Origin of the sequence: Vibrio genomosp. F10 str. ZF-129, assembly GCF_000287055.2 — a bacterium.
Classification (GTDB): domain Bacteria; phylum Pseudomonadota; class Gammaproteobacteria; order Enterobacterales; family Vibrionaceae; genus Vibrio.
Window position 1 is genome coordinate 39,642 of the sequence record NZ_AJYQ02000107.1, and the last position, 20,412, is coordinate 60,053.

A 20,412-nucleotide genomic window follows, 5' to 3' on the forward strand; every position below is an offset into this window, starting at 1 on the left:
AATAATGTGGGTATTTTTTTATCTTTCGGCTGTTATCTGTCCGCTTTTTTCTGATTGAACTACTGTTATTGACTCACCGTCAGTTCAGAACCGTCACTTTATTTTTTCGCTTTGGCGAAGGCTGCTGCAAATGCGCCTCCCATTGCGCCAGACGATGTATCATTCCCCTGGTGAGAACGTTGGCCGTTGCGGTCATTACTCTTTCGAACACTATTACTGTGAACGTTTTGTTTTTGCCCAGATGTTCTCTGGGGACGGTTATCTTGCCCCGGCTCGTCACTTAAACGCATGGACAGAGCGATGCGTTTGCGCTGCTCATCCACTTCCATCACTTTGACTTTAACGATATCACCGGCTTTTACTACGTCTCTAGGGTCGGAAATAAAGCGGTCAGTCAGCGCTGAGATGTGCACCAAACCATCTTGATGCACGCCAATATCGACAAACGCACCAAAGTTCGCCACGTTAGAAACTACACCTTCAAGCACCATGCCGATTTCTAGGTCAGAGACTTTTGTTACGCCGTCTGCAAAGCTGGCGGTTTTAAACTCAGGGCGAGGGTCTCGACCCGGTTTATCTAACTCTTTGATAATGTCAGTAATGGTCGGCACACCAAAGCTGTCACCGGTGTAATCTGCCGCTCGCAACTGGCCTAAAAAGTCACTATTACCAATCAAGGCTTTAATCGCGGTGCTATTTTTATCTGAGATCGCTTTCACCACGGGGTAGGCTTCTGGGTGAACCGCTGAGGCATCGAGGGGGTTTTTACCATCCATAATTCGCAAGAATCCGGCACACTGCTCAAAGGCTTTTGGCCCAAGACGAGCCACTTTTTTTAATGTGGTTCGCGCATCAAATCGACCATTGGTATCGCGATAGTCAACAATGTTTTGTGCAATGGTCGTACTTAGCCCGGCAACGCGAGTCAGCAGCGCAGCCGAAGCCGTATTCACATCAACCCCAACCGCATTCACACAGTCTTCGACAACTGCATCAAGGCGCTTCGCCAGCATCGATTGGCTGACATCGTGTTGATATTGGCCCACACCAATCGATTTGGGATCGATTTTTACCAGCTCGGCGAGTGGATCCTGTAAGCGACGTGCGATAGAAACTGCGCCACGGAGCGACACATCCATATTCGGGAATTCATTGGCAGCGAGCTCTGAGGCAGAATAAACCGAGGCTCCCGCTTCACTGACCGTGATTTTTTGCACTTTCAAGTTGCCGCGTTTAATGACATCGGCCACGAAGGTATCGGTCTCACGAGAAGCGGTGCCGTTGCCAATGGCAATCAAGTCCACATGGTACTTTTTAACCAGTTGTTCGACGGTGTGAGCGGATTGGTCATATTGCTTTTGTGGTGGGTGAGGGTAGATGGTGTCAGTGGCGAGTACCTTACCTGTGGCATCCACAATCGCAATTTTCGAGCCGGTACGCAGGCCTGGATCTAAGCCTAAGGTTGCTTTTGGCCCTGCGGGTGCGGCCATTAATAAATCTTTTAAGTTGGTGGCAAACACTTCAATCGCTTCAACTTCTGAGCGTTCTTTTAGCGCACCCATCAGTTCGGTTTCCATGTGCATTGATACTTTAATGCGCCAGGCCCAGCTAATAACTTGTTTACGCCATGCATCGGCAGGTGCACTGCTCAGGCTGATGCCATAGTGATCACTAATGATGCTTTCACAGTAAGACTGTCGGACACCTTCTTCTTGATTAGGATCGGCATTCATAGCCAGAGATAAAAACCCTTCATTACGACCACGAAGCATAGCCAGAGCACGGTGGGAAGGCACTTTACTGAGTCGCTCATTGTGTTCAAAATAGTCTTTAAACTTCTCACCCTGTTGCTCTTTACCCTCAACAACCCGTGACACCAGTTCGGCATTACGGGTCAGGTTTTGGCGAATTTTTTCGAGTAGATTGGCGTCTTCGGCAATGCGCTCCATGATAATAGCACGAGCGCCATCCAGTGCGGCTTTGGTGTCGTTGATGCCATTATCGGGCTTGATGTATTTGGCTGCTTCGGTTTCTGGTTCAGTTTGCGGAGTTGTCCATAAGGTATCGGCGAGTGGTTCCAATCCCGCTTCAATGGCAATTTGCCCTTTGGTGCGACGCTTGGGTTTGTAAGGCAAATAGAGATCTTCTAATCGGGTTTTACTCTCAGCTTGGTTGATCTCTTTTTCTAATTCAGGGGAAAGTTTCCCTTGGTCACTGATCGATTTTAGGATGGTGTCACGTCGATCGTTGAGCTCTCTTAAATAGGACAATCGGCTGTCTAAATTTCGCAATTGAGTATCATCTAGCCCCCCTGTCACCTCTTTTCGATAACGCGCAATAAAAGGAACCGTATTCCCGTCATCAATTAGGGTTACAGCGGCAATAACTTGTTCTGGGCGAACGTTCAATTCGCGGGCAATAGCATGGCAGATAGCTTGGCTCATCGGAGAGTTCTCTTCTGGTCTAAATTTTGATTAATGCACATGCATGGCTTGATACGCATGTCTCAGCACCGCTCGATAGTATTTCAATATTGGGGTATCGAAAGGATTTTCCAATATTTTTGTAATTAAGCTGTCAAAAAATCACAGTAATGAAGGTTTTTTGGTCTATTTTGGTTAAGGTTATGTCATAAAGAGACAGCAACTCGAACTTATCCACTTTCACGAGTTCAAAATTAGCCAAGAATAAACAACGGGCTTTTCTCAGAATTACGGAAATCAACAATGAAAAAAATGTCTTCAGTCTTAGTAATACTCAGCACTTTCTTATTTTCACTGCCGTCTTTGGCTGTTGATATTCCCTTTACTACTCAAAGCCCTGCTTATGATTTAGAGGGTAAAGTCGTTTTAGGTCGTACCGAAAATGTATACCTGAATGATTCACAAACCCTGGCAGGTGTGCCTTTTGTTGGGAAAATCGATACGGGTGCTGATACAACGTCAATGCACGCCGAGAATATTCATGTCTCCAGTGAGCATCCCGAGTACCAAGATCTTAAAGATGATGCCTTGATGGCGGCGTTAGTGAAAGAAGTCGAGAAAGATAAAACGCTCGACTATTTCGATTGGGACGGCAGTACGTTTTCACCGTTTAAAGTAACGGTTACGTTTACTGTGCACCATCCTTACACTGGCGATGCAGTCGTTATTAAAGCGCCTTTAGAACGCGTCAGTGTGATCCGAAGTCGTACCAGCAGCACGCCGTTACTGCGCCCAACCGTCAAAATCCCCATGACTATTGCTGGGCATGAAGTGAAAACCGATGTGAACCTAACCGACCGCAGTAATTTTACGGCTCCTGTTTTGATCGGAAAAACATTTTTGGTTAACCATGCCTGGGTATTTGCGGGTTACGATTATCTGCAAGAACAGCCAAACGCGAAAGTTGTGGGTAAAAAAGAGCAAGTGGCTATCAAGGGTGTTCCTTTGAATGTCAGTTTTTCGCTCGAAAATAGCCACAGTATTTTGCATGCAAAAAATATCGATATCGATAAAAAACGAGATCAAGTGACGTTCGATATCGTAGGCAGTAATGGTGAACAAAAAGAGATGTTGTTACCACTGGTACGTATGCTCAACATAAGTGGTCATCAGCGTCCATTGGTTTATGTACCCGTCCAATTGGACAGCAAAACGACTCAATATTGGCTGGTGTATTTGAAAGACCGCTCAGGCAGTTCTTCTCAACTTCGGGTGGGTACGAGCACCATTAGCGAATCCTTTATGATTGATACCCGTGCTGAGAACCTGCTCGGCAAAGGCGCAAAACGCTTTTTAGATATCGCAAAATCCAAACAGCCTATGGTGGTGTCTCCGCAAGAGCATATTGTGCTCGATGGCTTTAAGCTGGATGCTACACCTTCATTTACTGTCAAAACACCGCTGTTGAAGGTGGTGAGTTTTGAAGTGACAGAGGAAGGCAAAGACGATTATGTGGAGTACTTTCTCACCAACGCTGATGGCGAGCAGCAAAAAGTGAAGAAGAAGATTGAAAAGAATTTACGAGTGGGTGAAACCATCAGGCCTACTGTTCTTGGGCAACTGTTTATTGCAGGTGAAGGGCGAGAGCAAGAGTATGCGATTGATGTGCTCGATAGCGATGAAAAGCGACCTTATTTTATCTTAGGGCAAAAAATGGCAAAGGATGGTGTGTTTGTTAACACTCGTGCCGATCACTTATTGCAAGCGGAGCCTCTTTTCAAAGCTGGCCATATCGAGACGGTCCAAGTCGAAGGAATGACGTTTCCTGCGAAGCTGGACACAGGGGCCGATGTTAGCTCGATGAACGCAGTAAACATCAAACAGTTCAAAAAAGATGGCCATGATATGGTGACATTCACTTACCAAAATAGCCAAGGTGATGAGCAAGAGTTGACTAAACCCGTGATTGATGTGATGCGAATTAAAGCTAAAAAAGGTGAAAAACCAAATATTCGCCCTGTGGTTGAAATGAACGTTAAATTAGGCGAGCTTGAGAAAACAATCAACGTGAACCTTCAAGATCGTTCGCGGTTTGAATACAGCATGATTTTGGGCAAGAACTTTCTAAAGCATGGTGCGGTTGTGAGCAGCGATGAAAATTATTTATTAGGGAAAAGCGCTGGCGATAACGGCTCAAGTGCTAAAAAGTAGTACTCAGTTGTATGAGCTCAGCACTCATTTACCTGGACGATTCGTTTCTTAGATCTGCTGTTTTCTTGGAGCGGTTGTTTTCCTTTCCTAGAGCGTTTGCTTTCTTAAAGCGTTTTTTCTTGCAGTGCTGACGGACTTAACCGATAGGAAAAATCCCTGCCTGAGTGACCAAGCAGGGATTTTTTAGGTTTGATGGTAACGAATAGAATTAACGAACCACTCTTTTTCACCGTCTGGTGTCATCACGTTAAATTCATCGTCGACTTCCTTTTTTAATAAGGCTCGCGCCATTGGTGAATCGATAGAGACATAGTTTTTGACACCGCCATAGATTTCATCTGTCCCAACGATGCGAAACGATTTGGTTTCACCCGCATCATTTTCAATCTCCACCCAGGCGCCAAAGAAAACTTTGCCTTCTTGTTGAGCCGAGTAATCGACCACTTTGACCTGCTCTAGACGCTTTCTTAAATAGCGAACTCGGCGGTCAATTTCGCGTAAACGCTTCTTGTTGTACTGATAGTCAGCGTTCTCTGAGCGGTCTCCGAGACTCGCTGCCCAGGTCACTTTTTTGGTGACTTCCGGTCTGTCTTCACGCCAAAGGAAGTCAAGCTCTTTACTTAATCGGTCATAGCCTTCACGGGTAATTAGGTTTGTTTTCATATTTTTGACGTATGATTATTGAAGATGCTTAATACATTAGCTAAAAAAGTAATAAACGTTAACAATTCTTTGCGCCACATTGCACGCAACAGTGTTACATTTCTAATTGCGACTCCTTTTTGAGTGCAAGCTTATTGATAGGTGGAATCATTACATGCAAGAAAATTTCAAAATTTTAGTGGTTGATGACGATGCTCGTTTACGTGCATTACTTGAGCGATATTTATCGGAGCAAGGTTTTCAAGTCCGCAGTGTTGCCAATAGTGAGCAAATGGACCGCCTATTAACACGCGAAAATTTTCACCTTATGGTATTGGATTTAATGCTACCAGGGGAAGACGGCCTATCGATCTGTCGCCGTCTACGAAACGCAAACAACTCGCTACCCATCCTAATGCTGACGGCAAAGGGCGATGAAGTCGATCGTATCGTGGGTTTGGAAGTGGGTGCCGACGATTATTTACCAAAACCGTTTAACCCGCGTGAGTTACTGGCTCGCATTAAGGCGGTTCTTCGTCGTCAAACGATTGAAGCGCCGGGCGCACCCAGTTCAGAAGAATCTTTGGTTGAGTTTGGTGAATTCCGTTTAAACCTAGGGACGCGAGAAATGTTCCGTGGTGAAGAGCCGATGCCGCTAACTTCGGGTGAATTTGCGGTTCTGAAAGCGCTCGTGACCAACGCTCGTGAGCCAATGTCCCGTGACAAGCTCATGAACATGGCGCGTGGCCGTGAGTATTCCGCCATGGAACGTTCGATTGATGTGCAAATATCTCGCCTGCGTCGTATGTTAGAAATCGATCCAAGTAAGCCGCGTTATATTCAAACGGTATGGGGCCTTGGCTACGTTTTTGTTCCCGATGGAAAAGAAGCTTAACCCTCGTTACTCAACTCGCATTTCCTATACTCGCATTCCCTAGCTTTTAGTGCCGATTGAGGCGTGATTCTTCTAAAAGCTAGGGTGCGTTGCTAGGGATCAGCAAAGGCTCTCATTATGCGCATTCGCAGCTCGTTCACTCAAACCATCGTATTATTTCTTACCTTACTGATTGCTAGCCAAGTTTATTCTTACTATGCCGTGTTTAACTACGCCTTAATGCCGAGTTTGCAGCAGTTCAATAAAATCATTGGTTTCGAAATTCGCTTGATGCTCGATGAGACGAACAGTGAACTGGCAAAATTAGAGATGGATGCACCTTTGCGTCGTCGAGTTTTAGAGCAACTTGGCGTGACGATTCATTCTTCTGATAGCCCCATTTCTGATGAATTTGAACGGGCCATGAGTATCGATTTAATGAGTGAGGATATGACTCAAGAATTGGATACCGAGACAGAAGTTCGAATGTTACTGGTTAACGATAGCTATGTTCTGTGGATGCAAATTGATGCTCTTCCCAATTCACTGATACGAATCCCTCTTTCAGAACTGCAAGAAGATGACTTTAAACCTCTTTTTTATAACAGCTTGATGGTGGCCTTTTTGGTCATAGCGGGGGGCTGGTTGTTCATCCGACTGCAAAACCGCCCTTTAATTGCATTGGAAAAAGCCGCAAAAGGGGTTGGGCTAGGCGATATTCCGCCACCCTTACCAGAAAAAGGCCCTTCCGAAATTCGCTCGGTAACGCGTGCTTTTAATCAGATGTCCAAAGGTATTCAAGCGCTTGAAGAGGACCGTGCTTTATTAATGGCGGGGATAAGCCATGATCTGCGCACGCCGCTGACTCGGATTCGATTAGCCACCGAAATGATGCCGCCACAAGAAAGTTACCTTGCGGAAGGGATCATCAGTGATACGGAAGAGTGTAATGAAATCATTAGCCAGTTTATGGATTATTTGAAGCCCGTTGATCGTCAGACTTTTAGTGCCGTTTATCTGAATGAAATAGCCAATGAGATAGCGTTGGCAGAAACTCATACCGAGATGAACGTCGAGATTGAAACCATACTGGCCGATGACGTTAAGCCCGCGATTGGCAACGCCATCGCTATTAAGCGTGCGATCACCAACTTAGTGGTCAATGCGGTGCGTTATGGGAATGGTTGGGTGCGCATCAGTACCGGTGTGACGGCGGATAATAAATTGGCCTGGGTGTGTGTAGAAGATAACGGATCTGGGATTAAACCCGACCAAGTGACTAAGTTGTTTGAACCGTTTACGCGTGGTGACACCGCGAGAGGCAGTGAAGGGACGGGGCTTGGGTTGGCGATCGTGAAGCGTATCATTAGCCAGCACAACGGCACAGTGGTGGTGAATAATCGCAGTGAGGGTGGGCTAAAAGCTCAGCTAAGTTTCCCGACTAAATAATCCCCAAATAACAAGGCTGATTAAGGGATTAAGCCGCCTTTTTCCTGTGCTATTTCTGATCACTGACTTACTGTGATTGGCGTTATCACATTATGCTTTGGCGTAAATGTCTCGTTCACCCAACCAACGTTCTATGATGGCCGCTGCATTTTGTGGGTAACGGTCATGAATATGACGCGCCATGCGTTGAACCTCTGGAATTAGGCGTTGATCTCGTACTAAATCTGCAATTTTAAAATCAGCAATGCCAGTTTGCTTTGTGCCTAACAGTTCACCAGGCCCACGAATCTCTAAATCTCGCTGGGCAATGACGAATCCATCGTTACTTTCTCTAAGTACCCCTAAACGCTTTTGCGCGGTTTTCGACAGTGGAGCGTGATACAGCAGCACACAGTGGCTGGCGATTTCACCTCGACCCACTCGACCTCTAAGCTGATGCAGTTGAGCCAGCCCAAGGCGCTCTGGGTTTTCAATGATCATTAAACTCGCATTAGGGACATCGACACCCACTTCAATAACCGTGGTTGCGACCAGAAGGTGCAGTTTATTGTCTTTAAAATCCTGCATTACCGCTTGTTTTTCTGCGGGTTTCATTCGGCCATGGACGAGACCGATTTTGACGTCGGGCAGTGTGCGTTGCAGCTCTTCAGCGGTATCGGCGGCGGCTTGCGCTTCTAACACTTCGGACTCATCAATGAGCGTACACACCCAATAAGCCTGTTTGCCTTCATTGAGGCAGGCGTTTCGAACCCGCTCTACGATGTCGTCTCGTTTGGTGTCTGGGATGGCCACGGTTTGAATTGGGGTTCTGCCGGGTGGAAGCTCATCAATGATCGATGTTTCTAAATCGGCATAAGCGGTCATCGCCAGAGTTCTAGGGATAGGTGTGGCTGTCATGATCAACTGATGCGGATACGCACCTTGCTTGGCCCCTTTTTCACGAAGCTCTAAGCGCTGGTGAACCCCAAATCGGTGCTGCTCATCAATAATAACCAGAGTAAGGTTGTGAAATTCAACATGCTCTTGAAAAAGGGCGTGTGTGCCAACCACCATTTGTGCTTCACCAGAGGCAATGCGGCCTAGCTCGGTCTGTTTGGCCTTTCCGGTGAGTTTTCCTGCCAGCCACCCCACCTGAATGCCCATCTTTTCAAACCACGCGGCGAAGTTGATCGCATGTTGCTCGGCGAGTAATTCAGTGGGTGCCATTAATGCCACCTGATACCCGTGTTCTATGGCTCGAACTGCTGCCAGCGCTGCCACTAGGGTTTTACCGGAACCGACATCCCCTTGCACTAAACGCATCATTGGATGACTTAGTGCGAGATCATGCTCGATTTCACTCACCACTCTTGATTGCGCATTGGTTGGGGTAAAGGGAAGCTGTTCGAGCAGCTGTTTCTTGAGTGTACCAACGGCCGGCAGCGCGATAGCATGGTCTTGTTGACCTTTGCTTCGGACAGCGAGCATGGATAAATTTTGCGCCAATAATTCTTCGATGATCAGCCGAAGCTGAGCTGGGTGCTTGCCTTCATCAAATTGCTCTAGATCGATAGTGGGTGGCGGTCGATGAATCGTATGCAGCGCCTGAGCGAGCGTTTGTTGGTGGTCGTAAAGCCCTGCAGGTAACAGTTCTTGTACGGCCGCTTTATCGAGCAACGCCAGTGCTTGATCTGTGATGTTCCTAAGTGTTAATTGTCTTAACCCATCAGTGGTTGGGTAAACAGGTGTTAATGTTTGCTCGGTATCTGGGCTCTGCTCTGGAGATGAAAATTTAAAGTCAGGGTGAATGATCTCAAGGCCCATTCCTCCCCGTTTTATTTCACCGTAAGCGTGAACCCATTTCCCTTCTGAAAAATTGTTTTTAATACCCGCGGTAAAGTTAAAAAATCGTAGAGTAATGGTGCCATTGCCATCACTGATTTTAACGGCGAGCATTTTTCGTTTGCCAAAAATGGTATCGACAGACATTACCTTGCCCTGTACCGCGGCCCATAACCCGGCATGAAGCTTTGCAATCGGGTAAACACGCGTACGATCTTCGTAGCGGTAGGGAAGGTGAAACAGCAAATCTTGAACCGTATTGAGGCCAACTTTTTCCAGCTTTTCTGAGACTTTAGCACCAACACCAGACAGTGAAGTGAGAGGGATAGCGGAAAGAAGTTGGGACATAAAATTCGCTCATAAGGCAGCCGTCGGTGGATAAACCTAGTTAACCATTGGGCTGTGTTTTTGTACAGTCAAAAATGGAAACAAGATGGAAAGAGAAGGCAGGAAATAGGGTGGAAAAGAGGCCCATCTTCGGTTTCTACCCTGTATTGAACCTATTTCCGTCCTATTTTAGGCTTATTATCAGCTTCTTTTCGACTCAGCTTTTATGCTTTTTGCATCTCTTTCCACCAAGCTTCATCGGCCACGATTTGTCCTTCGTGATCCAGAGGTGGGTAAGGCAATTTCTTACGTTTCGCGACTTTCGCAAGTACCGGGTGACCGCGTTCAAATAGCGTACGGTGAATCGATTCTTCGGGAATAGCGCTCTCTTCTCGATCGTACATGCCCGCTTCTTGGCGTTGGCGCTGCGCTTCGTATAAAACAATCGCGCTCGCCACTGACACATTGAGTGATTGCACCATGCCCATCATTGGAATGATGATGTCTTGGTCAGCAAGCTCTAGTGCTTTTTTGGAGGCTCCTACCTTTTCATTGCCAAGAATGATGGCGGTCGGTTTGGTGTAATCAATCTCGCGAAAATCAACCGCGGTATCAGATAGGTTCGTGACTAAAATCTGCATGCCCTGTGCTTTGAATTCGGCGACTGCATCAATAATGTCGTTGTGTGTGTCGACTTCTACCCAGTTTCTTGCGCCTGCTGAGGTGTGGCTGAGTGTACGCATCTGAGCACTAGGCCAAATTGCATGGATTTTGTGAATACCGGTTGCATCAGCGGTACGGATAATCGCCGAAACGTTATTGGGTTTATGGACTTCTTCCAAGCACAAAGTGAGGTCGGTTTGACGAGCTTTGAGGACATCTTGAATGCGTTGGTAGCGTTCTAAATTCATAGGTTTCTAATCTTTTCCATTATGATTTTATTGTGCCGATATTGTAAAAATGCGCCCAATTATGAGCGCATTTTAAAGGCGTAAACAAGCTAGTTTCTCTTGCGTCGAACTCTCAACGCTTGAGGCATCACTCGAATCTTCTTCATGATCCCAGCAAGATGCACACGATCTTTCGTTGTCAGTAGCATGGTGATGGTATATAAGCGACCGTCACGCTCTTCCGTTGAAATTCCGTGAATATTCGAGCCCGTTTTAGAGATAACATTGGTCAATTCTGCTAGAGCCCCTTGGCTATTTTGCATATCGATCGTTAACTCGGTAATGAACTCTTGCTCGTAATCTTCGGTCCATTCAACGCCCATGTACTTATCGGGTTCTTTTTGGTACCCGCGAACATTCGGACACGTTTCGCGGTGGACCACAAGGCCACGACCTGGAGAGACGTGCGCTATGATGTGATCATCAGGGATTGGGTGACAACATTTCGCGAACGTCAGTAGGATTCCTTCAGCCCCTCGAATTGGCAGTTTCTTCTTAGGCTTTCCATCTTTGGTGATCACTTCGGTTAATTCATCGCTATCGCCTAGCAAGCGTCGAGCGATGACGATACTCATGAGTTCACCAAGACCAATAGCGGCCAATAAATCTTCCAATGTCGGGATTTTTAGGTCACTCAGCACTTGTTGAATATTGTCTTCACTGACATCGGAAATCGACTGATCACCGAGTGCGTGATTAAGCAGACGACGACCCAGTGTGACCGATTCTTCACGACGCATGGTTTTCAGTACTTGACGAATCTTAGTGCGGGCTCGAGAAGTCACCACATAGTTAAGCCAGGCTGCATTTGGGCGCGCGCCAGGTGCACTGATGATTTCGATGGTTTGCCCGTTCTTTAGCGATTTGCTCAGTGGGTATGGGTTTCTATCGACACGAGCACCGACACACATATTGCCCACATCGGTATGCACCGCGTACGCAAAGTCGACAGCGGTTGCCCCTGCGGGCAGTTCAACGATGCGACCTTTTGGTGTGAAGACGTAAATTTCATCTGGGAACAGATCAGATTTCACGTTTTCAATGAACTCAAAAGAGTTACCGGCACTTTGCTGAAGTTCGAGTAGGCTTTGCATCCAGCGCTGAGCTTTCACTTGCGCTGTTGTGCCAGTGCGATCACTGTCATTTTTATATGACCAGTGCGCAGCGACACCTTTGTCGGCCATTTGGTCCATGTCTTCAGTGCGAATCTGTACTTCAACTGGAACACCGTGAGGGCCAATCATTGAGGTATGTAAAGATTGATAACCATTGGCTTTTGGAACCGCAATGTAATCTTTCATGCGACCAGGGCGAGGCTTATACAAACTGTGAACTTGACCAAGAACGCGGTAACAGGTGTCTACACTGTCGATGACCACACGGAACGCATAGATATCCATAATGGTATGGAATCGCTGATCTTTGGTTTTCATCTTGTTGTAGATGGAATAAAGGTTTTTCTCGCGTCCGAACACTCGAGCTTTGAGCCCGAAATCTTCTAGGCGGCCTTCAATCTCACTGTGAATGCGCTGAATCATCTCTTTTCGGTTGCCACGCGCGGCTTTGACCACTTCTCGAAGGACTCGATAGCGATTAGGGTAGAGCGCTTCAAAACCCAGCTCTTCTAGCTCTGTTTTGATATTGTGGATACCGAGGCGATGCGCCAAAGGAGAGTATATTTCAAGAGTCTCACGAGCGATGCGACGTTTTTTATCAGGGCGCAATGCACCTAATGTACGCATGTTGTGAGTACGGTCAGCAAGCTTGATTAAAATAACGCGGATGTCTTGCACCATTGCAAGGACCATCTTACGGAAGTTTTCAGCTTGAGCTTCTTTGCGATCTCGAAATTTAAGCTTATCCAGCTTAGACACACCATCAACGAGTTCTGCAACTGTATTGCCAAACTGCGCTTCTAAATCTTCTTTTGTGACATCACAGTCTTCAATGACATCGTGAAGGAGAGCAGCTTGTAGAGTTTCAATATCCAGGCGCATTTCAGCTAAGATACGAGACACAGCAACAGGGTGGATGATGTATGGTTCACCGCTTGAGCGGGTTTGCCCTTCATGGGCGTCTCTTGCTACCACATAAGATTGACGCAGAGCCTCAATTTGAGGCTCTGTTAGGTATTCTTGGGCAACGTCTTTGAGGCTATCAAATAGATACAAATTATAGGCCCGGCAGGTTGTTTAATGGTAATAAGCAACTTACTTTACTTTGCAAAGAAATGTACAAAGAAATCACTAGCAAGCCAGTTCTTCGTGGACAAGTTCTTTGCGGACAAGCTAGCGAGTGTGAGCGATGCTACTGACTGCTGCGAGTTCTGCTGCTTCTTGCTCTTGTTGCTCTTGGCGCTCACGTGCGTCTAGAACATCTTTAGTAATAAGCCCTTCTTCGATTTCGCGTAGAGCGATAACCGTTGGCTTATCATTCTCTTCTGGCACTAATGAATCTTTACCGCCAGTCTGCATTTGACGAGCGCGGCGTGCCGAAATAAGAACTAGGTCGAAACGATTACCTACTTTTTCAACAGCATCTTGAACAGTTACGCGTGCCATGAGGACTCCAATTAGTTAACTTAAATTTTTAATGACGAGAAAGTATACAAGCTTATATCAATACTTTCTAGCGATTAAATAGATTTGATCCTAAAGGATCTTGTGTAATAAAGGCGCTAAGAGTGAGTGTGAATTCTCAGAGCCGCTATATTCATTTCGCGTATTTTGGCTAGTCAGGTCGATTATTCAGCCAAAAGTGCGTCAAGCATGCCTTTATACTTGGCTGCTTGTTTATCTTGTTTCAATCTTTCGGCGCGAATAATGGCTTTAAAGTCCATCAGAGCGGCATCGAAGTCATCATTAATGATCACGTAGTCGTATTCATTGTAGTGAGAGATCTCTGCTTTTGCTTCTGCCATGCGTTTGGCAATCACAGCATCGCTGTCTTGACCGCGAGCATTTAAGCGACGTTCAAGCTCGCCATTTGAAGGCGGTAGAATGAAAACGCTGCGAGCCAGTGGCATTTTTTCGCGTATTTGACGAGCGCCTTGCCAGTCAATATCAAGAAAGACATCAATGCCTTTTTCTAAATTTTCTTCAATCCAAACCTGAGAAGTGCCGTAGTAATTACCAAATACTTCTGCGTATTCTAAAAACTGGCCTTTACCGATCAGGTCTTCAAAGTGTTCTTTCTGTACGAAATGGTAGTGAACGCCATCTTGTTCACCCGGACGCATGCCGCGAGTCGTATGAGAAACCGATACTTTCATAGCATAGGTTGGATTGGTTTCTAGCATCGCTGAGATCAAGCTAGATTTTCCTGCGCCGCTAGGTGCAGATACGATATATAGAGTACCTTTGCCCATTTGTACTGTTCCACGTTTGGTTGAATGGAAGTCGAAAGTGCTTCGTCTTCAATTAAAGATAGCACTGACCCAAATTATCGTCACCAAGGGGATAAATCATTGGTCGATTTATCGAGTAAATTGGTGGTTTTTTAGGCCAGAAAAATGGAGGCGAAGAGTAGCATGTTTTACGTGTTTTGGACAAGAGAATGGTCTGGGCAATCACATCACTCTTTATTGGTTGGTATGAGTGAGAAATGCGGATTCGTAAAGAGTAAAAAAGGCAGGATAATGAATATTTTGGCAATCGTTTGCTTGTTTATCAAGCGTTTGATTTATTGTGTAATTTTTATTCTTAATTCATGTCGAAAATCATTGAATTATTCACCGGAGCGATTAAAATTCGCGCCAAAGTTTTATCGCACTGTATATGTTTAGTGATTTGGTCTAAACGTTTCTACTACTGAGCCTAACTCGGTTGCTACAGTCATTTTTGGTTGTGTCGCTGTTAAACGGACCTTCATATTCAGCGTGATAATCCCACCGAATTTTTAAATTAACTGAATAGGGTTCCGTTGTGAGCATCGATACTAGTATTAAGGATAGAGCGTCTGATTCTTTTCTTGAGTCAACCTTCAAAATTACCGAAAGAAAATCCACCATTGGCACAGAGCTGTATGCCGGCTTTATTACTTTTTTGGCCATGAGTTACATCCTCGCGGTTAACCCAGCGATTCTAGGTGATATTCCTGGTATGGATCGTGGTGCCATCTTTACCGCTACCGCACTGGCGGCTGCGCTTGCAACGCTGGTGATGGGCGTATTTGGTAATTACCCTGTGATGCTTGCACCAGGGATGAGTATGAACGGCTTTTTTAAAGGGCTATTGTTCAGTGGCTCTGTCGCTTTGGTTTGGCATGAAGCGTTGTTTGGTATTTTCTTATCAGGTGTGCTCTATCTAATTCTTTCAATGACGAACTTGCGCAAAGCCATGATTGAGTCGATTCCCGAAGATCTTAAGTTGGCGATTACCGTTTCTCTCGGCCTATTTATCGCTTTTCTAGGCTTAAAGAACGCAGGCATCATTGTGTCGAATCCGTTTGTTCTTGTCGGTATGGGAGATATTACTAATCCACAAGTGTTGATCGCGTTCATCAGTATTTTTATCGCTTTGGGCTGTATGGTTCGTGATATTAAACTGGCGACGTTCATTTCGTTTGTTTCAGCGATCGTTTTAACTATTCTTGCTGATATTTTCTTGGGCACCAATCACGCGCCGATCCCAGATCAGTTTGTCACTATGCCACCAAGTATGGAAGGCAGTTTTGGTGCGATCTTTAACTTCTCAGGATTTACCGCAGAGAAGATGTTTGATCTGCTTTTCATCGTGATCATCTTCTTGATTGTCGATTTCTTTGATGGGCTAAGTACGATTGTTGGTGTTGGTCGTGATGCGGGTATTATCGATAAAGATGGCAAGGTACCGAATGCACGCTCAGCATTGGTTGCTGATGCAGGCGGAACCGTGATTGGTTCAGTATTAGGTACGACGTCTATTACCGCATTCTCTGAATCGGGTATTGCTTCTTCACAAGGGGCGAAAACTGGCTTGGCTGCGGTGATGGTTGCCGGTTTATTCTTAATCTCGCTATTCTTATATCCGCTGTTCTCTATCTTCTCTGCTGCGATGGTGGCACCCGCGATGGTGGTGGTTGGTATCTACATGATTGGTCGCCTAGGTCAAATTAACTGGGAAAAGAAAGAGTCACGCATTGCTGCCTTCTTTACCATCATGTTTACAGTATTAAGTTTCTCTCCTGCAAACGGCATGGCGATGGGCTTTATCAGTTATGCATTTACGATGGTGGTTGCGGGTAAAGGCAAGCAAGTCCACCCAGTGATTTACGCGCTGTGTGTGTTGTTCATGACTTACTTGGTTCTATTATAAATTAAGTGATTAACTGTCCAGTAAAAATAAAAAAACCAGAGCAAAAAATGGCTCTGGTTTTTTTTATCTCAAAATAATTAATTCTATTCAATATTTTGGATCTGCTCACGCATCTGTTCGATAAGCACTTTTAGCTCAACACCTGATGCAGTGATGTCGGTGCTGATAGATTTAGACGCTAGCGTATTGGATTCGCGGTTGAACTCTTGCATCATGAAGTCTAGTTTACGACCACAAGCGCCACCTTTCTTCATCACAGCATTGGCTTCTTTCACGTGTGAATCTAAGCGATCCAGCTCTTCGGCTACATCGGATTTTTGTGCAAGCAAGATAAGCTCTTGTTCGACGCGAGAGCCATCGAGTTCAATGTTCGCTTCTTCAAACTTCTTCAATAGACGCTCACGTTGCCATTCTAAAATTTCAGGCATGCGCGCGCGTACTTTCACCACTTCTTCTGTAATAGCCGCCAAACGTTGGTCGATCAGTGCTTTCATGTTGGCACCTTCGCTTGCACGCGCCTCGATGAACTCTTTAATTGCTTCATCAAATCCAACCAAAAGGTCTTTGTTGATGCTGTTCATGTCTTGCTCTGGTGTTTCCATAACACCCGGCCAGTTCATGATTTGAAATGGGTTCAAACGGCTCTCTTCGCCAGTTAACGACATCACTTGATTTGCCGCATTGATCACTTGCTTAGCTAAATCTTGATTGATGGTTAAATCGCCTTTAGCGGCAGGGTTTGCTTCAAAACGCAGATTACACTCTACTTTTCCGCGCGCTAAACGCTTACGAAAACGCTCACGAAGCACTGGCTCTAAACCGCGAAACTGCTCTGGCATGCGGAAATAAGTTTCTAAGTAACGCTGGTTTACCGAGCGGATTTCCCAAACAGCGGTACCCCATTCGCCTTTCACTTCTTTACGTGCGTAGGCTGTCATACTATAAATCATCGAATTTTCCTGTCTCAATATTAGGTGAAAATTAACCGCGCAATAGTAGCAGATTTTTCTATCTAGTTTGTTTCCCCTACCGACTTTTCTTCGATCTTCTTGCCTTCCTCTTTCACCCCCCTCTTACTACCCTTTCTTTTCCTTCTTTCATATTTCCTATATAATCTTGCCCCAATTCACTCCGTCTCATCCAAATAAAGGTATATGCCCTATGCGTCCAAACGATCGCGCAGCGGACCAAGTTCGCCCAATTAAAATTACTCGTAATTACACCGCATATGCAGAAGGTTCTGTGTTGGTTGAGTTCGGTAATACGAAAGTTTTGTGTAACGCAACGATTGAAGAGAACGTTCCTCGTTGGTTGAAAGGTCAAGGTAAAGGTTGGGTAACGGCAGAATACGGTATGTTGCCACGCGCGACTCACACGCGTACTCGTCGTGAAGCGGCAAGTGGTAAGCAAGGTGGTCGTACGATGGAAATCCAACGTTTGATCGCTCGTAGCCTTCGTGCTGTGGTTGATTTAAAGGCGATGGGTGAAATCATGATCACGGTTGATTGTGATGTTATTCAAGCGGATGGCGGTACTCGTACTGCTTCTATCTCTGGGGCCAGTGTGGCTATGGCTGATGCATTTCAGTCGCTTATTGCGAGCGGTAAGCTGAAAAAGAACCCAATGAAAGGGCATGTATCAGCGGTCTCGGTAGGTATTCTGGGTAAAGACATTCTATGTGACCTTGAATACGTTGAAGATTCAAAAGCCGATACCGATATGAATGTCGTGATGACGGAAGACGGTAAGATGATCGAAGTTCAAGGCACCGCAGAAGGCGAACCGTTCAGCCATGAAGAGCTGATGGCGCTATTGGAGTCGGCGAGCAAAGGCATTCGAGAAATTGTCGCCGCACAGAAAGCCGCTTTAGCCGATACGCAGGCGGACTAGTTATTTCAATAGCTTCTATTTTATAGAGGCTATTTTTTTGCCTTTTCATAAGAGCAGTGGAGTATTCATTGCAATGAAAGAGGCGGTAAGAGAGACATTGTTTAAACCGTTATTTGAAAGATGAGAGAGAAACATGAAAGCATATCAACGTGAATTTATTGAGTTTGCCCTAGAGAAAGAAGTATTAAAATTTGGTGAGTTTACTTTAAAGTCAGGCCGCACAAGCCCTTACTTCTTCAATGCTGGATTGTTTAATACTGGGCGCGATTTGGCGCGTCTTGGTCGCTTCTATGCCGCGGCACTGGCCGATTCTGGTATTGAATTTGATGTACTATTTGGCCCCGCTTACAAAGGCATCCCAATTGCCACCACAACGGCGGTTGCGTTGGCGGATCATCATGATATCGATACACCATACTGTTTTAACCGTAAAGAAGCGAAAAACCACGGTGAAGGTGGCAACCTGGTGGGTAGTGATTTAGCGGGTCGTATTATGTTGGTGGATGATGTGATCACAGCCGGTACGGCGATTCGTGAATCGATGGAAATCATTCAAGCGAATGGCGCAGACTTAGCGGGTGTGTTGGTAGCCATAGACCGTCAAGAAAAAGGCAAAGGTGAGTTGTCTGCGATTCAAGAAGTTGAGCGCGATTTTGGCTGTGCGATTATTTCCATTGTTAGCCTAACGGATCTGGTTACCTTCCTTGAAGAGAAAGGCACAGATGCAGCTAATCTAGAAGCGGTAAAAGCGTATCGCGCGCAGTACGGCATTTAAAAGTTAGACTATAAAAGAATGAAAAAAGAGGCGAGAACAAAGAATGTTCTCGCCTCTTTTTACGTACAGAGATCGGAATGTCAGCTTGTCTTAAACCGTCTATTTGTATCGAATCCCTTTCTCTACGCTTTCATCTTCCATGGTCTTATAACGTTTATGCAGCCACATCCATTGCTCTGGCGCTCGTAAGATGATCTCTTCAACGTATTTGTTCATATAAGCGGCCGCTGATTTTTCATCTTTTTGTGGGTAATGTTCTTCAACCGACTTATTTGCCAAAATCTCGTATTGTCCATCTTCATTTCTAAAACCAGAACCGACCACAATGGCGCACTTACTGGTATACGCGAAAAGACTGGTTCCAGTAGTTGTACAAGCATCTTGAACCGCAAAGAAAGGAACAAACGCCGATTTGTTGCGCCCGTAGTCATGGTCAGGAAGGTAGAACAACCGCCCACCATTGCGCAGTACTCGAATCATACTTTTGACGTCTTTACGGTCTATCGCCCCATTACCATTTTGGGTCCGGCCACGGTACTGAATAAAATTGTAGGCTGGGTTGTTGTGTGGTCGATACGCACCAGAGCCAGGAAGACCTATCACAGCAAAGGCTCGACAAGTGATCTCAAGATTGAGTGCGTGAACACAGCAAAGCAGGACACCTTTCCCATCTTTTTCATGTTGTTTTAGCGCTTCTGTGTCTTTATCGGTAATCAGTGTTTTAAAGCGCCATGTGGGCCAAAACCAGGCAATACCCGTTTCAATCAGCGCTAAACCGGTATTCTTAAAGTTTTCTTTGACCAGCGATTGGATTTCTTGCGGTGATTTGTCTGGGAAAGCGAGCTCGAGGTTTCGTGTGGCAACATGAACCCGCTTCTTGCCAAACCGCATCGCAACAAGCCCCATTGAGTGACCAAAACGAAGCAGCAGTCGATAAGGCAGCAGGTGGACAATCAAGGCCAATAATCCAAACCCTAGCCATACGGCCCAATACTTAGGGTGCAATAGCGCCATTGAAAAAGTGGGTTTGTCGTAGGTTCTTCTATTCATAGTGATGACTTCATCAAGTGGTTATTGAATTTGTGCACTTAATAATGCCCAATATTCTTCAAAGTTCGCGGTGGGTTGATATTTAAAATCAGAACGAACGAAACGATTGAGACTGCCTTCAACTTGCCCAAGCAGTTGTGCCGCCAGTATCGCTTCATCAACCGGGAAAGATTTCCCTTCGCGTAGCTTACGTTCACGCAGAATTTGACGCAGAGATAACTCAATGCGCTCATACAGCTGATTGATTCTATCGCGTAGACGTTCGTTCTCAAACATGAGTGCATGACCCGACAGAATACGGGTTAAACCAGGGTTTCGTTCTGAAAAGGCCAAAATGAGTTGGATCACCAATCGAATGCGGTTCAGGGTGTCTTTTTCTTCATCTAAGATTCGGTTGATGCGCGACATCAGCGATTCTTCAATAAACTCAATCAATCCTTCAAACATTCGGGCTTTACTTGGGAAGTGACGATAAAGCGCCGCTTCTGACACTCCGACTTGCTTAGCAAGTTTGGCGGTCGTGATTCGAGATGCTCCGTCTGTAGACTCAAGCATTTGTGCTAATGCTTGCAGTATTTCTTCACGACGATTGGATTTTCTTGTGCCGGCCATGACCCTTTCCTTTTGATGACAACTTGAGAAATAGAACGTAACGAACATTCATTGCTGGTGGACTGCTTAGTGTAACCAACAGTGAATGGAGTTC

General features: G+C 45.7%; 16 protein-coding genes and 1 riboswitch. Of the genes, 6 read left to right on the top strand and 10 right to left on the bottom strand.

Going from position 1 to position 20,412, the window contains the following annotated elements; all coding sequences use genetic code 11:
* Nucleotides 1–98: 98 nt before the first annotated feature.
* The gene (locus tag A1QO_RS13055; protein ID WP_017039487.1) at nt 99–2,444 is read right to left on the bottom strand and encodes a Tex family protein; all 2,346 of its coding nucleotides are present in this window, start codon (nt 2,442–2,444) and stop codon (nt 99–101) included.
* 282 nt (nt 2,445–2,726) lie between these two features.
* Between A1QO_RS13055 and A1QO_RS13060 the strand changes: the two genes are divergently transcribed.
* Nucleotides 2,727–4,634: an ATP-dependent zinc protease family protein gene (locus tag A1QO_RS13060; RefSeq protein WP_017036300.1), complete on the top strand. Its 1,908-nt coding sequence runs from the start codon at nt 2,727–2,729 to the stop codon at nt 4,632–4,634.
* 183 nt (nt 4,635–4,817) lie between these two features.
* Here A1QO_RS13060 and greB read toward each other — a convergent pair whose 3' ends face one another.
* Nucleotides 4,818–5,297: a transcription elongation factor GreB gene (greB, locus tag A1QO_RS13065; RefSeq protein WP_017039488.1), complete on the bottom strand. Its 480-nt coding sequence runs from the start codon at nt 5,295–5,297 to the stop codon at nt 4,818–4,820.
* Between the two features lie 154 nt (nt 5,298–5,451).
* On the opposite strand from greB, the gene ompR reads away from it, so the two are divergent.
* Entirely contained in the window at nt 5,452–6,171 is a 720-nt protein-coding gene (gene ompR, locus A1QO_RS13070; RefSeq protein ID WP_017036302.1) for an osmolarity response regulator transcription factor OmpR, read from the top strand.
* Nucleotides 6,172–6,288: 117 nt separating this feature from the next.
* A complete protein-coding gene (gene envZ / locus A1QO_RS13075) occupies nt 6,289–7,599 on the top strand; it encodes a two-component system sensor histidine kinase EnvZ (protein ID WP_017036303.1) in 1,311 nt (436 codons plus the stop codon).
* Nucleotides 7,600–7,689: 90 nt separating this feature from the next.
* Here the strand turns inward: envZ and recG are convergent, their stop codons facing one another.
* From recG to gmk, 5 genes are all read right to left on the bottom strand, one after another.
* Complete coding sequence (gene recG / locus A1QO_RS13080) at nt 7,690–9,768, bottom strand: ATP-dependent DNA helicase RecG (protein ID WP_017040896.1); 2,079 nt, start codon at nt 9,766–9,768, stop codon at nt 7,690–7,692.
* 203 nt (nt 9,769–9,971) lie between these two features.
* Nucleotides 9,972–10,658, bottom strand: coding sequence for a tRNA (guanosine(18)-2'-O)-methyltransferase TrmH (trmH, locus tag A1QO_RS13085; RefSeq protein WP_017040146.1), 687 nt, complete (start codon nt 10,656–10,658; stop codon nt 9,972–9,974).
* Nucleotides 10,659–10,747: 89 nt separating this feature from the next.
* Nucleotides 10,748–12,868 carry a bifunctional GTP diphosphokinase/guanosine-3',5'-bis pyrophosphate 3'-pyrophosphohydrolase gene (gene spoT, locus A1QO_RS13090; protein ID WP_017036306.1) on the bottom strand — a complete coding sequence of 707 codons (2,121 nt, stop codon included), beginning with the start codon at nt 12,866–12,868 and terminating at the stop codon, nt 10,748–10,750.
* Nucleotides 12,869–12,985: 117 nt separating this feature from the next.
* A complete protein-coding gene (gene rpoZ / locus A1QO_RS13095) occupies nt 12,986–13,258 on the bottom strand; it encodes a DNA-directed RNA polymerase subunit omega (RefSeq protein WP_004735648.1) in 273 nt (90 codons plus the stop codon).
* A gap of 182 nt (nt 13,259–13,440) precedes the next feature.
* A complete protein-coding gene (gmk, locus tag A1QO_RS13100) occupies nt 13,441–14,064 on the bottom strand; it encodes a guanylate kinase (RefSeq protein WP_017036307.1) in 624 nt (207 codons plus the stop codon).
* A gap of 383 nt (nt 14,065–14,447) precedes the next feature.
* A riboswitch (purine riboswitch) is annotated at nt 14,448–14,547 on the top strand.
* Nucleotides 14,548–14,620: 73 nt separating this feature from the next.
* On the opposite strand from gmk, the gene A1QO_RS13105 reads away from it, so the two are divergent.
* Nucleotides 14,621–15,991 carry an NCS2 family permease gene (locus A1QO_RS13105; protein ID WP_017040145.1) on the top strand — a complete coding sequence of 457 codons (1,371 nt, stop codon included), beginning with the start codon at nt 14,621–14,623 and terminating at the stop codon, nt 15,989–15,991.
* An 83-nt stretch (nt 15,992–16,074) separates the two neighbouring features.
* Here the strand turns inward: A1QO_RS13105 and A1QO_RS13110 are convergent, their stop codons facing one another.
* Nucleotides 16,075–16,941 (bottom strand): YicC/YloC family endoribonuclease, encoded by an 867-nt coding sequence (locus A1QO_RS13110; protein WP_017036309.1) that lies wholly within the window; start codon nt 16,939–16,941, stop codon nt 16,075–16,077.
* A 211-nt stretch (nt 16,942–17,152) separates the two neighbouring features.
* On the opposite strand from A1QO_RS13110, the gene rph reads away from it, so the two are divergent.
* Nucleotides 17,153–17,881, top strand: coding sequence for a ribonuclease PH (rph, locus tag A1QO_RS13115; protein ID WP_017040144.1), 729 nt, complete (start codon nt 17,153–17,155; stop codon nt 17,879–17,881).
* Between the two features lie 133 nt (nt 17,882–18,014).
* On the top strand, nt 18,015–18,656 hold the full coding sequence (gene pyrE / locus A1QO_RS13120) for an orotate phosphoribosyltransferase (RefSeq protein WP_017036311.1): 642 nt from the start codon (nt 18,015–18,017) through the stop codon (nt 18,654–18,656).
* A gap of 99 nt (nt 18,657–18,755) precedes the next feature.
* Here the strand turns inward: pyrE and lpxL are convergent, their stop codons facing one another.
* Together lpxL and slmA are read right to left on the bottom strand one after the other, a co-directional pair.
* On the bottom strand, nt 18,756–19,706 hold the full coding sequence (gene lpxL, locus A1QO_RS13125) for an LpxL/LpxP family Kdo(2)-lipid IV(A) lauroyl/palmitoleoyl acyltransferase (protein ID WP_026026495.1): 951 nt from the start codon (nt 19,704–19,706) through the stop codon (nt 18,756–18,758).
* A 21-nt stretch (nt 19,707–19,727) separates the two neighbouring features.
* Nucleotides 19,728–20,318, bottom strand: coding sequence for a nucleoid occlusion factor SlmA (gene slmA, locus A1QO_RS13130; protein WP_017036313.1), 591 nt, complete (start codon nt 20,316–20,318; stop codon nt 19,728–19,730).
* Between the last annotated feature and the right edge of the window lie 94 nt (nt 20,319–20,412).

What these genes read in the sequence shown, in the direction of transcription:
- A1QO_RS13055 (WP_017039487.1), bottom strand. Translation starts at nt 2,444, where the DNA reads ATGAGCCAAGCTATCTGCCATGCTATTGCCCGCGAATTGAACGTTCGC.
- A1QO_RS13060 (WP_017036300.1), top strand. Translation starts at nt 2,727, where the DNA reads ATGAAAAAAATGTCTTCAGTCTTAGTAATACTCAGCACTTTCTTATTT.
- greB (WP_017039488.1), bottom strand. Translation starts at nt 5,297, where the DNA reads ATGAAAACAAACCTAATTACCCGTGAAGGCTATGACCGATTAAGTAAA.
- ompR (WP_017036302.1), top strand. Translation starts at nt 5,452, where the DNA reads ATGCAAGAAAATTTCAAAATTTTAGTGGTTGATGACGATGCTCGTTTA.
- envZ (WP_017036303.1), top strand. Translation starts at nt 6,289, where the DNA reads ATGCGCATTCGCAGCTCGTTCACTCAAACCATCGTATTATTTCTTACC.
- recG (WP_017040896.1), bottom strand. Translation starts at nt 9,768, where the DNA reads ATGTCCCAACTTCTTTCCGCTATCCCTCTCACTTCACTGTCTGGTGTT.
- trmH (WP_017040146.1), bottom strand. Translation starts at nt 10,658, where the DNA reads ATGAATTTAGAACGCTACCAACGCATTCAAGATGTCCTCAAAGCTCGT.
- rpoZ (WP_004735648.1), bottom strand. Translation starts at nt 13,258, where the DNA reads ATGGCACGCGTAACTGTTCAAGATGCTGTTGAAAAAGTAGGTAATCGT.
- gmk (WP_017036307.1), bottom strand. Translation starts at nt 14,064, where the DNA reads ATGGGCAAAGGTACTCTATATATCGTATCTGCACCTAGCGGCGCAGGA.
- A1QO_RS13110 (WP_017036309.1), bottom strand. Translation starts at nt 16,941, where the DNA reads ATGATTTATAGTATGACAGCCTACGCACGTAAAGAAGTGAAAGGCGAA.
- rph (WP_017040144.1), top strand. Translation starts at nt 17,153, where the DNA reads ATGCGTCCAAACGATCGCGCAGCGGACCAAGTTCGCCCAATTAAAATT.
- pyrE (WP_017036311.1), top strand. Translation starts at nt 18,015, where the DNA reads ATGAAAGCATATCAACGTGAATTTATTGAGTTTGCCCTAGAGAAAGAA.
- lpxL (WP_026026495.1), bottom strand. Translation starts at nt 19,706, where the DNA reads ATGAATAGAAGAACCTACGACAAACCCACTTTTTCAATGGCGCTATTG.
- slmA (WP_017036313.1), bottom strand. Translation starts at nt 20,318, where the DNA reads ATGGCCGGCACAAGAAAATCCAATCGTCGTGAAGAAATACTGCAAGCA.